General features: G+C 50.8%; 12 protein-coding genes. 10 read left to right on the top strand and 2 right to left on the bottom strand.

Translation table 11 applies throughout. The features are described 5' to 3' along the window. Positions 1-959: 959 nt before the first annotated feature. The 9 genes from tdcA to FHD02_RS20840 all read left to right on the top strand — a co-directional run bounded on the left by tdcA (position 960) and on the right by FHD02_RS20840 (position 12,781). Positions 960-1,898 (top strand): transcriptional regulator TdcA, encoded by a 939-nt coding sequence (gene tdcA / locus FHD02_RS20880; RefSeq protein ID WP_042311194.1) that lies wholly within the window; start codon positions 960-962, stop codon positions 1,896-1,898. A gap of 98 nt (positions 1,899-1,996) precedes the next feature. Beyond that, positions 1,997-2,986: a bifunctional threonine ammonia-lyase/L-serine ammonia-lyase TdcB gene (gene tdcB / locus FHD02_RS20875; protein ID WP_220394294.1), complete on the top strand. Its 990-nt coding sequence runs from the start codon at positions 1,997-1,999 to the stop codon at positions 2,984-2,986. Positions 2,987-3,008: 22 nt separating this feature from the next. Continuing rightward, the gene (gene tdcC / locus FHD02_RS20870) at positions 3,009-4,340 is read left to right on the top strand and encodes a threonine/serine transporter TdcC (protein WP_006687934.1); all 1,332 of its coding nucleotides are present in this window, start codon (positions 3,009-3,011) and stop codon (positions 4,338-4,340) included. A 31-nt stretch (positions 4,341-4,371) separates the two neighbouring features. Beyond that, positions 4,372-5,580, top strand: coding sequence for a propionate kinase (gene tdcD / locus FHD02_RS20865; protein WP_220394293.1), 1,209 nt, complete (start codon positions 4,372-4,374; stop codon positions 5,578-5,580). Between the two features lie 28 nt (positions 5,581-5,608). Further along, positions 5,609-7,903 (top strand): 2-ketobutyrate formate-lyase/pyruvate formate-lyase, encoded by a 2,295-nt coding sequence (gene tdcE / locus FHD02_RS20860; RefSeq protein WP_137360665.1) that lies wholly within the window; start codon positions 5,609-5,611, stop codon positions 7,901-7,903. Positions 7,904-7,916: 13 nt separating this feature from the next. Next, positions 7,917-8,312, top strand: a complete 396-nt coding sequence (locus FHD02_RS20855) for an enamine/imine deaminase (protein ID WP_003828585.1) — start codon at positions 7,917-7,919, stop codon at positions 8,310-8,312. An 87-nt stretch (positions 8,313-8,399) separates the two neighbouring features. Continuing rightward, positions 8,400-9,764, top strand: coding sequence for an L-serine ammonia-lyase (gene tdcG, locus FHD02_RS20850; protein WP_220394292.1), 1,365 nt, complete (start codon positions 8,400-8,402; stop codon positions 9,762-9,764). Between the two features lie 350 nt (positions 9,765-10,114). Further along, the gene (locus FHD02_RS20845) at positions 10,115-11,446 is read left to right on the top strand and encodes an amino acid permease (RefSeq protein WP_220394291.1); all 1,332 of its coding nucleotides are present in this window, start codon (positions 10,115-10,117) and stop codon (positions 11,444-11,446) included. A gap of 24 nt (positions 11,447-11,470) precedes the next feature. Beyond that, complete coding sequence (locus FHD02_RS20840; protein ID WP_137370691.1) at positions 11,471-12,781, top strand: serine dehydratase subunit alpha family protein; 1,311 nt, start codon at positions 11,471-11,473, stop codon at positions 12,779-12,781. A 54-nt stretch (positions 12,782-12,835) separates the two neighbouring features. Here the strand turns inward: FHD02_RS20840 and FHD02_RS20835 are convergent, their stop codons facing one another. Both FHD02_RS20835 and FHD02_RS20830 read right to left on the bottom strand, forming a co-directional pair. Next, positions 12,836-12,985, bottom strand: coding sequence for a hypothetical protein (locus tag FHD02_RS20835; RefSeq protein ID WP_165406919.1), 150 nt, complete (start codon positions 12,983-12,985; stop codon positions 12,836-12,838). Between the two features lie 26 nt (positions 12,986-13,011). Then, positions 13,012-13,713: a pirin family protein gene (locus FHD02_RS20830; protein WP_042311142.1), complete on the bottom strand. Its 702-nt coding sequence runs from the start codon at positions 13,711-13,713 to the stop codon at positions 13,012-13,014. Between the two features lie 104 nt (positions 13,714-13,817). Here FHD02_RS20830 and yhaJ point away from each other — a divergent pair, with 104 nt between their 5' ends. Continuing rightward, positions 13,818-14,714 carry a DNA-binding transcriptional regulator YhaJ gene (gene yhaJ / locus FHD02_RS20825; RefSeq protein ID WP_042311140.1) on the top strand — a complete coding sequence of 299 codons (897 nt, stop codon included), beginning with the start codon at positions 13,818-13,820 and terminating at the stop codon, positions 14,712-14,714. Positions 14,715-14,718: the final 4 nt, after the last annotated feature.

Raw genomic sequence — 14,718 nt, 5'->3', positions numbered from 1 at the left:
CGTCAAGCCAGGTCGAAAGCATAAAAAAGCCCCATCAGAGAATTGATGAGGCTATTGTCGTCTACCCGCCGGATCGTTCAACCGATCATTTTGCTTAACCGATCGGTGTTACGCTTCGGCGGGGTTTTTGCTTTCTGAGTAGGTTGTCATGCCTGATGGCGCTGCGCTTATCAGGCCTACTGGGTGTATGGAACGGGTTTTGTAGGCTGGATAAGGTGGTTACGCCGCCATCCGGCAAATGTTTTCCTGATGGCGTTGCGATTGATTCACCACAAATCTGACGTTTATTTCCCACTCATCTAACCTTTATTTCGTTCTTATTAATGTTCCTGACTTCTTTTATAAGAGGAAATGTCTCTCGGGATATTTCTTGTTTTGTGATGAGCAGCACAAAACGCTATGCGATACGTTTTTATCGAGAATAATAACGCGCAATCGATCGCCATCACAAAATTAGTTGCTGACAAAGCGCGCAAAATCAGTGTTAATATAATGTTGCATATGATGATGGTTTGTTTTCATTGGTTTAAATATTGATAAATGCAATGTTTTTTTACAAACAAACAAGGCAAAAAAATGTGATGCATGGCGTTATTTAAACACCATAAACGATAAAATATAATTATATTTGATAAATTACTTATTAAATTTAAACGCATTTTTTACCGGTAATTACTCTGTAATTGATTGAAATATAGCCTTTCATGGTTCGAAGAAATAACAGAGAAAATGATGTTGTTATAGCCATAAAAAATCGTTATCCCCCCCATCTTTTTTTGATTAAAGTCAGGGTTAAGTGAGATTGATATTTCATATCTATATGATTAATAAGCAATTATCAATTTAATAATAATCTTACAAAATGTAAGGGAAGGGGATTTGTGAGTGGTCGCACATATCCTCGTTTGCTTAATTTGGTACACTTCCTGCCGTCAACAAAGTTATTAGAGCAGGACGATATGAATACTATTTCTCTCCCTAAAACACAGCACTTAGTGGTCTTTCAGGAAGTCATTAGAAGTGGTTCTATCGGTTCGGCTGCAAAAGAATTAGGTTTAACTCAACCAGCGGTCAGCAAAATCATTAATGATGTTGAGGCTTATTTTGGTATTGAGTTAGTGGTGCGTAAAAATACCGGCGTTACCTTGACTCAGGCAGGCCAGGTGATGCTCTCATGGTCTGAATCCATTACTCGTGAAATGAAAAACATGGTTGATGAGATGAACAGCATGACGAGTAACGCGGTGGTTGATGTGTCGTTTGGCTTTCCTTCACTGATCGCCTTCACCATCATGTCCGGCATGATTAAAAAATTTAAAGAGGTGTTTCCGAAGGCGCAGGTTTCCATGTATGAAGCGCAACTCTCCTCGTTCTTACCCGCGCTTCGTGATGGGCGCCTGGACTTCGCTATCGGTACGCTGAGTGATGAGATGAAACTACAGGATCTCCATGTTGAGCCGCTCTTTGAGTCAGACTTCATCCTGGTCGCCAGCAAGTCCCGAACATGCACCGGCATCACCTCGCTGAGCGCGTTGAAAAACGAACAGTGGGTGTTGCCACAAACGAATATGGGATACTACCGCGAACTTCTAACTACGTTACAAAATAATGGCATCAGCAGTGAAAACATCGTTAATACTGACTCCGTCGTCACCATTTATAATCTTGTTCTCAATGCTGATTTCTTAACTGTAATTCCCTGTGATATGACCACACCGTTTGGCTCAAACCAGTTTATTACTATCCCGGTACAAGAGACGTTACCCGTCGCGCGTTATGCCGCCGTGTGGTCGAAAAATTATCGAATTAAAAAAGCAGCATCTATTTTGGTGGAATTAGCCAAAGAATATTCATCATATAATTGTCGAAGACGAAGGCAATTAATTGAAGTTGATTAAAGATTGAATTTGTTTTAACACGGACTCAACGCCATCTGTCTATATATGACAATGGTTACGGCTATCTATTTAATTTAATACCCAGGTAAGAGGTTCTAATGCACATTACATACGATCTCCCAGTTGCAATTGAAGATATCCTCGAAGCGAAAAAAAGACTGGCGGGGAAAATATATAAAACGGGAATGCCTCGCTCTAACTATTTTAGTGAACGTTGCAAAGGGGAAATTTTCCTCAAGTTTGAAAACATGCAGCGTACCGGTTCATTTAAAATCCGCGGCGCTTTTAACAAGCTCAGTTCATTAACCGAAGCGGAAAGATGTAAAGGCGTGGTGGCTTGCTCTGCAGGGAACCATGCGCAAGGGGTTTCTCTCTCCTGCGCCATGCTCGGAATTGACGGCAAAGTGGTGATGCCGAAAGGCGCGCCGAAGTCTAAAGTGGCGGCAACCTGCGATTATTCCGCGGAAGTTGTGCTGCACGGTGATAACTTCAACGACACTATCGCGAAGGTTAGCGAGATTGTGGAAACGGAAGGCCGTATCTTTATTCCGCCCTATGATGACCCAAAAGTGATTGCCGGTCAGGGCACTATTGGTCTGGAAATTCTGGAAGATCTGTACGATGTCGATAACGTGATTGTGCCAATTGGCGGCGGCGGACTGATTGCAGGTATTGCAGTGGCAATTAAATCTATTAACCCGACCATTAAAATTATTGGTGTACAGTCTGAAAATGTTCACGGCATGGAGGCTTCTTTCCGCGCTGGAGAAATAACCACGCACCGAACGACCGGCACCCTGGCGGATGGTTGTGACGTCTCTCGCCCGGGTACTTTAACGTATGAAATCGTTCGTGAGTTGGTGGATGACATTGTCCTGGTCAGCGAAGATGAAATTCGCAAAAGCATGGTGGCATTAATTCAGCGAAATAAAGTTGTAACTGAAGGTGCCGGTGCGCTGGCATGCGCAGCATTATTAAGCGGGAAATTAGATAGCTATATCCAGAACAGAAAAACAGTCAGCATTATTTCTGGCGGTAATATCGATCTTTCTCGTGTATCTCAAATTACTGGTTTAGTTGACGCTTAATATACTTCGTTGAGGATAGGATATGAGTACTACTGATAGCATTGTATCCAGCCAGACAAAACAGTCGTCCTGGCGCAAATCGGACACCACCTGGACACTGGGTTTATTTGGTACAGCCATCGGCGCAGGGGTGCTGTTCTTCCCTATCCGCGCAGGTTTTGGCGGACTGATCCCCATTCTGATCATGCTGGTGTTAGCATACCCCATCGCTTTCTATTGCCACCGTGCGCTGGCACGCCTGTGTCTTTCCGGTTCTAACCCTTCCGGTAACATCACAGAAACGGTTGAAGAGCACTTTGGTAAAACGGGCGGCGTGGTAATCACGTTCCTCTACTTCTTTGCGATTTGTCCGCTGCTGTGGATTTATGGCGTCACCATTACCAACACCTTTATGACCTTCTGGGAAAACCAGCTGCAGATGCCCGCGCTAAACCGTGGCTTCGTGGCGCTGTTCCTGTTGCTGCTGATGGCATTCGTCATCTGGTTTGGTAAAGATCTGATGGTTAAAGTGATGAGCTACCTGGTATGGCCGTTCATTGCCAGCCTGGTGCTTATCTCTCTGTCACTGATTCCTTACTGGAACTCTGCGGTTATCGATCAGGTTGATATCAGCAATATCGCCCTGACTGGCCATGACGGCATCCTGGTTACCGTATGGCTGGGTATTTCCATCATGGTGTTCTCTTTCAACTTCTCGCCAATCGTTTCTTCCTTCGTCGTCTCTAAACGCGAAGAGTATGAGAAAGATTACGGTCGCGAATTCACCGAGCAGAAATGTTCTAAAATCATCTCCCGCGCCAGTATGCTGATGGTTGCGGTAGTAATGTTCTTCGCCTTTAGCTGCCTGTTCACGCTCTCTCCGGCAAACATGGCGGATGCGAAAGCGCAAAACATTCCAGTGCTGTCTTACCTGGCGAACCACTTCGCTTCACTGTCCGGTACGAAGTCTACCTTCGCCACCATTCTGGAATACGGTGCTTCAATCATCGCCCTGGTTGCTATCTTCAAATCTTTCTTCGGCCACTATCTGGGGACGTTGGAAGGTCTGAACGGTCTGGTGCTGAAGTTTGGTTACAAAGGCGATAAAACCAAAGTTTCCATGGGCAAGCTCAACACCATCAGCATGATCTTCATCATGGGTTCCACCTGGGTTGTGGCATACGCCAACCCGAACATCCTGGACCTGATCGAAGCAATGGGCGCGCCGATTATTGCCTCTCTGCTCTGCCTGCTGCCGATGTATGCCATCCGTAAAGCGCCATCACTGGCGAAATACCGTGGCCGTCTGGATAACGTGTTTGTTACCGTGATTGGTCTGCTGACCATCCTGAACATTGTCTACAAACTGTTTTAATCCTTAAGCTCAGGATGAGCGGAGTAGTGAAATGAATGAGTTTCCGGTAGTACTGGTTATTAACTGTGGTTCATCTTCCATTAAATTCTCAGTGCTCGATGCAGCAAACTGCGAAGTTTTAATGGCGGGAATTGCAGACGGTATTAACTCTGAAAATGCGTTCATAGCAATTAATGGAGGAGAGCCAGCGAAGCTGGCTCACCACAGCTACGAAGACGCATTAAAAGCGATTGCCGTTGAACTGGAAAAACGTAATTTAATGGACAGTGTGGCCTTAATTGGCCACCGCATTGCCCACGGCGGAAATATCTTTACCGAATCAGCAATTATTACTGAGGAAGTTATCGACAATATTCGCCGGGTATCGCCATTAGCACCGCTACATAATTATGCGAACCTGAGCGGGATTGAATCTGCTCAGCACCTTTTCCCAGGCGTGCAGCAGGTCGCGGTATTTGATACCAGCTTCCACCAGACGATGGCCCCAGAAGCCTATCTGTACGGTTTACCGTGGAAATATTTTGAGGAGTTAGGCGTTCGTCGTTACGGTTTCCACGGCACGTCGCATCGCTATGTTTCGCAACGAGCGCATGAACTTCTGGATCTGCAGAATGATGATTCTGGTCTGGTTGTGGCGCATCTGGGCAACGGCGCGTCTATCTGTGCGGTACGTAACGGGCAGAGCGTTGATACCTCGATGGGCATGACGCCGCTGGAAGGGCTGATGATGGGCACACGCAGCGGCGACGTGGATTTCGGCGCGATGGCGTGGATTGCCGCTGAAACCAACCAGACGCTCGGCGACCTTGAGCGCGTAGTGAATAAAGAGTCCGGTTTGCTGGGTATTTCCGGTCTGTCCTCTGACTTACGTACGTTAGAAAAAGCCTGGCACGAAGGACATGAGCGCGCGCAATTGGCGATTAAAACGTTTGTGCATCGTATTGCGCGTCACATCGCCGGACATGCCGCATCGCTGCATCGTCTTGATGGCATTATTTTCACCGGCGGAATCGGTGAGAACTCAGTATTAATTCGCCGTTTGGTTATCGAGCATTTGGCCGTTTTAGGTGTAAATATCGATAGCGAGATGAATAGTCTGCCAAATTCCCATGGCGAAAGAATTATCTCTAATAAGGATGCTCGTGTTATTTGTGCGGTGATTCCCACAAATGAAGAGAAAATGATTGCTCATGATGCCATTGCGTTAGGCAAAATTAATATCCCAGTAGCATTTGCATAATTAATTTTCAGCAGAGAGATTATTTTTCATGAAGGTAAATATCGATACCAGCGATATGCTGTATGCCGAAGCCTGGAATGGCTTTAAAGGTACGGACTGGAAAGAAGAAATTAATGTCCGTGATTTTATTCAGCACAACTACACGCCTTATGAAGGGGATGAATCTTTCCTCGCCGAAGCAACGCCAGCAACTACGGCGTTGTGGGAAAAAGTTATGGCGGGCATCCGTATTGAAAACTCGACCCATGCGCCGGTTGATTTCGATACCAATATTGCCACCACGATAACCGCGCATGACGCCGGTTATATTGAACAAGAACTGGAAAAAATCGTCGGTCTGCAAACGGATGCGCCGCTCAAGCGCGCCCTGCATCCGTTTGGCGGCATCAACATGATCAAAAGCTCTTTTGATGCTTATGGTCGTGAGATGGATGCTAATTTTGAATACCTGTTTACTGACCTGCGTAAGACCCACAACCAGGGCGTATTCGATGCCTACTCTCCGGATATGCTGCGCTGCCGTAAATCCGGCGTACTGACCGGTCTGCCGGACGGCTATGGTCGTGGCCGCATCATCGGTGACTACCGCCGCGTTGCGCTGTACGGTATCCGCTACCTGGTGCGTGAGCGTGAACTGCAGTTTGCCGATCTTCAGTCGAATCTGGAGTGGGGGCAGAATCTTGAAGCCACGATTCGTCTGCGTGAAGAACTGTCTGAACACCGTCGCGCTCTGCTGCAAATGCAGGAAATGGCAGCGAAATACGGCTGCGATATCTCTCGTCCGGCACGTAATGCGCAGGAAGCGGTGCAGTGGGTTTACTTTGCTTACCTGGCTGCGGTGAAATCGCAGAACGGCGGCGCTATGTCGCTGGGCCGTACTGCTTCGTTCCTCGACATCTACATTGAGCGCGACTTCAAAGCGGGAATTTTAAACGAGCAGCAGGCGCAGGAGCTGATCGACCACTTCATTATGAAGATCCGTATGGTGCGCTTCCTGCGTACGCCGGAATTCGACACCCTGTTCTCTGGCGACCCTATCTGGGCGACCGAAGTCATCGGTGGTATGGGGCTGGATGGTCGTACGCTGGTGACCAAAAACTCGTTCCGCTACCTGCATACGCTACACACCATGGGGCCGGCGCCTGAGCCGAACCTGACGGTACTGTGGTCCGAGCAGCTACCGATTGCCTTCAAAAAATATGCCGCTCAGGTGTCCATCATCACCTCGTCTTTACAGTACGAAAACGATGATCTGATGCGTACTGACTTTAACAGCGATGACTATGCCATTGCCTGCTGTGTCAGCCCGATGGTTATCGGCAAGCAAATGCAGTTCTTCGGTGCGCGCGCCAACCTCGCCAAAACGTTGCTGTACGCAATCAACGGCGGTGTGGATGAGAAACTAAAAATCCAGGTCGGACCGAAAACTGCGCCGCTGATGGATGACGTGTTGGATTACGACACGGTGATGGAGAGCCTGGACCACTTTATGGACTGGCTGGCCGTGCAGTACATCAGCGCGTTGAACATCATCCACTACATGCACGACAAGTACAGCTATGAAGCTTCGCTGATGGCGCTGCACGATCGTGATGTTTATCGCACGATGGCCTGTGGTATGGCGGGGCTGTCCGTAGCGGCGGATTCACTGTCGGCTATTAAATACGCCCGCGTGAAACCGATTCGTGATGAAAACGGTCTGGCGATCGATTTTGAAATCGAAGGCGACTATCCGCAATACGGTAACAACGACGAGCGCGTAGACAGCATTGCCTGCGACCTGGTCGAACGCTTTATGAAAAAAATTAAGGTGTTGCCAACCTACCGTAACGCGGTGCCGACGCAGTCCATTCTGACCATCACCTCCAACGTGGTGTACGGCCAGAAAACAGGTAACACGCCGGATGGACGTCGCGCAGGTACGCCGTTTGCGCCAGGGGCAAACCCGATGCACGGCCGCGATCGCAAAGGTGCGGTGGCGTCGTTAACCTCGGTCGCCAAACTGCCGTTTACCTATGCCAAAGACGGTATTTCGTACACCTTCTCCATTGTGCCGGCTGCGCTGGGCAAAGAAGATAGCGTGCGTAAAACCAACCTGGTCGGGCTGCTGGATGGTTACTTCCACCATGAAGCGCATGTGGAAGGTGGGCAGCATCTGAACGTTAACGTTATGAACCGTGAAATGTTGATGGATGCCATTGAGCACCCGGAAAACTATCCGAACCTGACGATCCGCGTATCTGGTTATGCGGTGCGCTTCAACGCGCTGACCCGCGAACAGCAGCAGGACGTTATTTCACGTACTTTCACCCAGGCGCTGTAACGCTGGAGGGGTTATGAGAAAAGTTATTGCAACCGAATGTGCGCCAGGGGCGATTGGACCTTACGTACAGGGTGTGGATCTGGGCAGTATGGTGTTGACTTCAGGTCAGATTCCGGTGTGTCCACAGACCGGTGAAGTGGCAGAAAACGTGGCCGATCAGGCGCGTCAAAGCCTGGAAAACGTGAAAGCGATTGTCGAGTCCGCCGGTTTGAAGGTGAGCGATATCGTCAAGACCACCGTTTTCGTTTCTGACCTGAACGACTTCGCCACCATTAACCAGGTGTACCAGCAGTTTTTTGATGAGCACAAGGCAATCTACCCTACGCGCAGCTGCGTACAGGTCGCCCGCTTACCAAAGGATGTGAAGCTGGAGATTGAAGCCATCGCCGTGCGTGGCGATACGCTGTAATCCCTTGCGGGGCGATCGCAGGATCGCCCCGATCCTTAATGAGTGTGAAACCTGGTCTTCACTGAACGGCAATCCGAGGGTGTGGATATGATTAGCGCATTCGATATTTTCAAGATTGGCATTGGACCTTCCAGCTCCCATACCGTGGGGCCAATGAACGCAGGTAAAAGCTTTATCGATCTGTTGGTCAGCAGCGGGGAACTCTTCAGGACCACGCATATCGTGGTCGATCTTTATGGATCGCTCTCTCTGACCGGCAAAGGTCATGCGACAGACGTCGCCATCATGATGGGACTGGCCGGTAACAGTCCGCAAAACGTTAATATAGATTCAATCCCTGGTTTTACTCAGGAAGTGGCCCGTACCGGACGTTTGCCGGTTGCTGAGGGTACGCATATTGTCGATTTCTCCCCAGACGAAAATATTCTCTTTCATAGCGAAACGCTGCCACGCCATGAAAATGGTATGCGTATTACCGCATGGCATGGTAACGAGACACTGTTAAGTAAAACCTATTACTCCACCGGTGGCGGTTTTATCGTCGAAGAGGAGCAATTTGGTCAGGTGCATGACGTAGAAACACCCGTACCCTACAATTTTCATTCCGCCAGCGAACTGCTGAAGTTGTGCGAGCGCAACGGGTTGTCTGTTTCCGGCCTGATGATGCAAAACGAACTGGCGATGCGCAGCAAAGAGGAAATCGATGCTGGTTTTGCCGCCATCTGGGACGTCATGCACGCCGGGATTGAGCGCGGCATGAACACCGAAGGCGTCCTGCCGGGCCCGCTGAACGTCCCTCGTCGCGCCGTGGCGCTGCGGCGACTGCTGGTTTCCAGTGATAACTTGTCCAGTGACCCGATGAACGTGATCGACTGGATCAACATGTTCGCGCTGGCCGTGAGCGAAGAAAACGCCGCCGGGTGTCGGGTTGTGACCGCGCCAACCAACGGCGCATGCGGGATAATTCCCGCCGTGCTGGCCTATTACGACAAATTCCGCCGTCCGGTGAATGCGAACTCGATTGCCCGATATTTGCTGGCAGCAGGAGCGATAGGTGCGCTGTATAAGATGAATGCTTCTATTTCTGGTGCCGAAGTGGGCTGTCAGGGAGAGATTGGCGTAGCCTGTTCCATGGCGGCAGCCGGGCTGACGGAGTTGCTTGGCGGTAGCCCTGCGCAGGTATGCATTGCGGCGGAAATCGCCATGGAGCATAACCTGGGGCTGACCTGCGACCCGGTCGCCGGACAGGTGCAAATACCGTGCATCGAACGCAACGCGATCAACGCGGTAAAAGCCGTTAACGCCGCGCGTATGGCGTTACGTCGGACGTCTGAGCCACGCGTTTCGCTCGATAAGGTGATCGAGACCATGTACGAAACGGGCAAAGATATGAATGACAAGTACCGTGAAACTTCGCGCGGTGGCCTGGCGATTAAAGTGGTTTGTACCTGAGATGAAAGGGCATGAGCCTGACGTGCGTTTGTAGGCCGGATAAGGCGTAAGCGCCGCCATCCGGCAGTGAATCCATCAATTTGGCATGATAGAAAAGGTGCACTTTAGTGCACCTTTTTTGTTGTGATCGGCTTCAAAATTAGAAATTACATTCTTTATGTGAGTTTAAAAGAGAAAATATTTCTTAACTTTTAGAAATTACAGGGGTTTGTTTGTGAAGTTTTTCTCTGATCCTGCGCGTATGATTTCTTCATTACTCCAATAGCTCACCTGCACCTTATGTACTGCGTATCGCATTAAGTAGTACGAAAAAATAAAAAAACCTCTACCTACACATTGAGCGGGAAATTATGGAAACGGCAACGAATAGCAGCGTAATACTCGACGCATCTGCTCCGGCGCGTCGGGCGGGAATGACCGAAAGCGAATGGCGCGAAGCCATTAAATTCGACAGTACGGACACCGGCTGGGTCATTATGAGTATCGGTATGGCAATCGGCGCGGGGATTGTTTTTCTTCCCGTCCAGGTAGGACTGATGGGGCTGTGGGTATTCTTACTCTCCTCTATCATCGGCTACCCTGCCATGTATCTGTTCCAGCGTCTGTTTATCAATACGCTGGCTGAATCCCCAGAATGCAAAGACTACCCGAGCGTGATCAGCGGCTACCTGGGTAAAAACTGGGGCATCCTGTTGGGGGCATTGTATTTTGTGATGCTGGTCATCTGGATGTTCGTCTATTCCACCGCCATCACTAACGACAGCGCCTCCTATCTGCACACGTTTGGCGTGACTGAAGGCTTACTGTCCGACAGCCCGTTCTATGGCCTGGTGCTGATTTGCATCCTGGTGGCCATCTCGTCGCGCGGGGAAAAACTGCTGTTTAAAATCTCTACCGGTATGGTACTGACCAAACTGCTGGTGGTAGCGGCGCTTGGCGTGTCGATGGTAGGGATGTGGCATTTATATAATGTAGGTTCGCTGCCGCCGATGGCGCTGCTGATCAAAAACGCGATTATCACGCTGCCGTTTACGCTGACCTCGATTCTGTTTATTCAGACTCTTAGCCCAATGGTTATCTCATATCGTTCTCGCGAAAAATCCATTGAGGTGGCGCGTCATAAAGCGCTGCGCGCTATGAATATCGCGTTTGGTATTCTGTTCGTTACGGTCTTTTTCTACGCCGTTTCCTTCACGCTGGCGATGGGCCACGACGAAGCGGTTAAAGCCTATGAGCAGAACATTTCCGCTCTGGCGATTGCTGCGCAGTTTATCAGCGGCGATGGTGCTGGTTGGGTGAAAATCGTCAGCGTTATCCTGAACATCTTTGCCGTAATGACTGCCTTCTTCGGCGTCTATTTAGGCTTCCGTGAAGCTACTCAGGGGATCGTGATGAACGTGCTGCGCCGTAAAATGCCAGCCGAGAAAATCAATGAAACCCTGGTGCAGCGCGGCATTATGATTTTCGCCATTCTGCTGGCCTGGAGCGCAATTGTGCTCAATGCGCCGGTACTGAGCTTCACGTCTATTTGTAGTCCAATCTTCGGCATGGTGGGTTGTCTGATCCCGGCGTGGCTGGTCTACAAAGTTCCTGCACTGCACAAATACAAAGGCGCTTCCCTGTATCTGATTATTATCACGGGCTTGCTGCTGTGCGTTTCTCCGTTCCTGGCATTTTCCTGAGTTATCTGAGCAAAGGTTGTTGTTATGTTTGAGACTACATTGAATCCATTATGGGATAGTTTTATTCGCGCAGTGCAGGAAGAAGTGAAGCCCGCGCTGGGCTGCACGGAACCTATCTCTCTGGCTCTGGCGGCGGCGGTCGCATCGTCTGAGCTGGACGGCGCGGTTGAACGCATTGATGCGTGGGTCTCGCCAAACCTGATGAAAAATGGCCTGGGTGTGACCGTTCCGGGGACTGGCATGGTGGGGTTACCGATTGCCGCCGCGCTGGGCGCGATCGGTGGTAACGCCAAAGCCGGGCTGGAAGTGCTGAAAGACGCTTCGGCTGAGGCGGTGGCGCAGGCCAAAGCGATGCTGAGCGCCGGGAAGGTTACGGTGATGCTGCAAGAGCCTTGCGAAGATATTCTTTTTTCCCGTGCGAAAGTGTACAGCGCTGAAGGATGGGCGTGCGTGACCATTGTTGGCGGCCATACCAACGTTGTGCGCATTGAAACCAACACAGGCGTGGTGTTCGCGACAGAAGAGAGCACTCAGGAAGAGGAGCAGGAGTCACCGCTGGCGGTGCTGTCTCACACGTCGCTGGAAGAGATTCTGGCGTTTGTGAATGCGGTGCCGTTTGCGTCAATCCGCTTTATTCTCGATGCGGCAAAACTGAACGGGGCGTTGTCTCAGGAAGGGCTGCGCGGTAACTGGGGTTTGCACATCGGAACCACGCTTGAGAAGCAGTGCGCGCGTGGCTTGCTGGCAGACGATCTATCTACCGCCATTCTGATCCGTACCAGTGCGGCATCGGATGCGCGAATGGGCGGGGCGACGCTGCCAGCGATGAGTAATTCCGGCTCCGGTAATCAGGGTATTACCGCCACTGTTCCGGTGATGGTGGTTGCTGAGCACTTTGGCGCGGATGAGGAAAAACTGGCGCGTGCGCTGATGCTGTCTCACCTGAGCGCAATCTACATCCATCATCAGCTTCCACGTTTGTCCGCACTGTGTGCGGCAACCACGGCGGCGATGGGCGCTGCGGCGGGTATGGCATGGATTGTCGATGGGCGCTACAACACCATCGCGATGGCGATCAGCAGCATGATTGGCGACGTGAGCGGAATGATTTGCGATGGCGCCTCAAACAGCTGCGCGATGAAAGTTTCAACCAGCGCATCTGCGGCGTGGAAAGCGGTGCTGATGGCTCTGGACGATACTGCTGTAACGGGTAACGAAGGGATTGTAGCGCATAACGTGGAGCAATCTATCACTAACCTGTGCGCGCTGGCGTGTCGTTCAATGCAGGAAACCGACAAGCAGATCATTGAGATCATGGCCAGTAAAGCGCATTAATCTGTAGGCCGGGTAAGGCGCAGCCGCCACCCGGCATCACTCTTAGCCGCCTTTTCAGGCGGCTTCTTCGTCTTCGAGCCGTAGCTCGGCATCGGCCACAATCGCTTCCAGTTCTGTCAGCATTTCTTCATAACCGAAAGTCGCCGTGTCCTGTTTTTGCGGCTCAACCTGCGGCTGGCGTTTTTTTGTTTTTTTCTTGCTCAATAGTCGTACTCCATTGTTTTCCATGACTATACGGGCAAATCTATCAGCAAAGCGCGCAGCGGGGTATCGGCGACTAACGTTATGTTAGTTTCGTCACGAATAAATGCGCCATCGCCGCAGGTGAGTGCTTCTTTTTCGGCGCCAGCCGTCACCGCATGGAATCTGCCGTGGATCGACTGGAGATAAGCGCGAGGCCCATGTAACTGAAAACTGAGCGATTCGCCTTGTTGCAGCTCAACATGATGCACCCAAACCTGTTGGCGCAGATGCAGGCTGCCTTGCTCACCGTCCGGCGAGGCCAGCAACTGATGCTTACCGGCACTCAGCATGGCTTTCTGCACGCAGGCATTTTCACGCTGCGGGCAGGCATCCAGCCAGAGCTGCATTCTGGTTAACGGCTTATCTTTGCTGATATTGTGTTCGCTATAGCTGATCCCGGGCTGTGTCGCGAGCAATAGCACTTCGCCCGCTTTAGCCTGGATATGGTTGCCTTCGCTGTCGCGGTACTCAGCTTCCCCTTCGAGGATCAGGTTGACGATATCTACCTTCGGATAGGTACGTGGCTGGAAAGAGGCCCCCGGTGCCAGAACTTCCTGGTTCAGAACTCGCAGCGAGGCATAACCCAGCAGTTTAGGATCAAAATAGTGTCCAAAGGAGAAGGTATAACGGGCCTGCAGCCAGCCGTAGTCTGCCTGTCCGCATTGTTTGGCTGTACGGGTAGTAATCATAGTTCTTGACCTCTCTTTACTTCCTTTTATGTTAAATGGCTAGACGCTGCATTGTTAGCCAGATATTCTGCCTGGTATGTTCAAATTTCCTGAATGAGAACGAGATGGCCAAAGAAAGGGCTTTAACGCTTGAAGCGTTACGCGTCATGGACGCAATAGACAGACGCGGTAGCTTTGCCGCCGCGGCAGATGAACTGGGGCGGGTTCCTTCAGCCCTCAGCTATACCATGCAGAAGCTGGAGGAAGAGCTGGACGTCGTCTTGTTTGACCGTTCAGGTCACCGCACAAAATTCACCAACGTCGGGCGTATGCTGCTGGAGCGTGGACGCGTCCTGCTGGAAGCTGCGGATAAGCTGACTACCGATGCCGAAGCGCTGGCGCGTGGGTGGGAAACGCATCTGACCATCGTGACCGAAGCGTTGGTGCCGACGGCGGCGTTTTTCCCGCTGATCGACAGGCTTGCCGGGAAGGCCAATACCCAGCTTTCCGTTATCACTGAAGTTCTGGCCGGGGCGTGGGAGCGTCTGGAGCAAGGGAGAGCGGATATCGTGATTGCGCCGGATATGCATTTTCGCTCATCTTCCGAAATCAACTCGCGCAAGCTGTACTCGTTGATGAACGTGTATGTGGCGGCACCGGATCATCCTATCCATCAGGAGCCGGAACCATTATCGGAAGTCACCCGCGTGAAATACCGTGGTATCGCGGTTGCAGATACCGCCCGTGAACGTCCGGTGTTGACCGTGCAACTGTTGGATAAACAACCTCGTCTGACGGTGAGTTCGATAGAAGATAAACGTCAGGCGCTGTTAGCCGGACTGGGTGTGGCGACGATGCCTTACCCGCTGGTGGAAGAGGATATTGCGGCTGGTCGGTTGCGGGTAGTAAGCCCTGAGTCGACAAGTGAAATTGATATCATTATGGCCTGGCGGCGAGACAGTATGGGTGAGGCGAAATCCTGGTGTCTGCGGGAAATCCCCAAACTGTTTGTGGGTAAATAGCCGG

Source organism: Citrobacter sp. EC_71, assembly GCF_019584005.1.
In the GTDB taxonomy this organism is placed as follows: Bacteria; Pseudomonadota; Gammaproteobacteria; order Enterobacterales; family Enterobacteriaceae; genus Citrobacter; species Citrobacter werkmanii.
This window is presented reverse-complemented; position numbering and strand designations above follow the sequence as displayed.

Excerpts from the sequence above, each read along its gene's own strand:
- tdcA (WP_042311194.1), top strand. The coding sequence starts at position 960 with ATGAATACTATTTCTCTCCCTAAAACACAGCACTTAGTGGTCTTTCAG.
- tdcB (WP_220394294.1), top strand. The coding sequence starts at position 1,997 with ATGCACATTACATACGATCTCCCAGTTGCAATTGAAGATATCCTCGAA.
- tdcC (WP_006687934.1), top strand. The coding sequence starts at position 3,009 with ATGAGTACTACTGATAGCATTGTATCCAGCCAGACAAAACAGTCGTCC.
- tdcD (WP_220394293.1), top strand. The coding sequence starts at position 4,372 with ATGAATGAGTTTCCGGTAGTACTGGTTATTAACTGTGGTTCATCTTCC.
- tdcE (WP_137360665.1), top strand. The coding sequence starts at position 5,609 with ATGAAGGTAAATATCGATACCAGCGATATGCTGTATGCCGAAGCCTGG.
- FHD02_RS20855 (WP_003828585.1), top strand. The coding sequence starts at position 7,917 with ATGAGAAAAGTTATTGCAACCGAATGTGCGCCAGGGGCGATTGGACCT.
- tdcG (WP_220394292.1), top strand. The coding sequence starts at position 8,400 with ATGATTAGCGCATTCGATATTTTCAAGATTGGCATTGGACCTTCCAGC.
- FHD02_RS20845 (WP_220394291.1), top strand. The coding sequence starts at position 10,115 with ATGGAAACGGCAACGAATAGCAGCGTAATACTCGACGCATCTGCTCCG.
- FHD02_RS20840 (WP_137370691.1), top strand. The coding sequence starts at position 11,471 with ATGTTTGAGACTACATTGAATCCATTATGGGATAGTTTTATTCGCGCA.
- FHD02_RS20830 (WP_042311142.1), bottom strand. The coding sequence starts at position 13,713 with ATGATTACTACCCGTACAGCCAAACAATGCGGACAGGCAGACTACGGC.
- yhaJ (WP_042311140.1), top strand. The coding sequence starts at position 13,818 with ATGGCCAAAGAAAGGGCTTTAACGCTTGAAGCGTTACGCGTCATGGAC.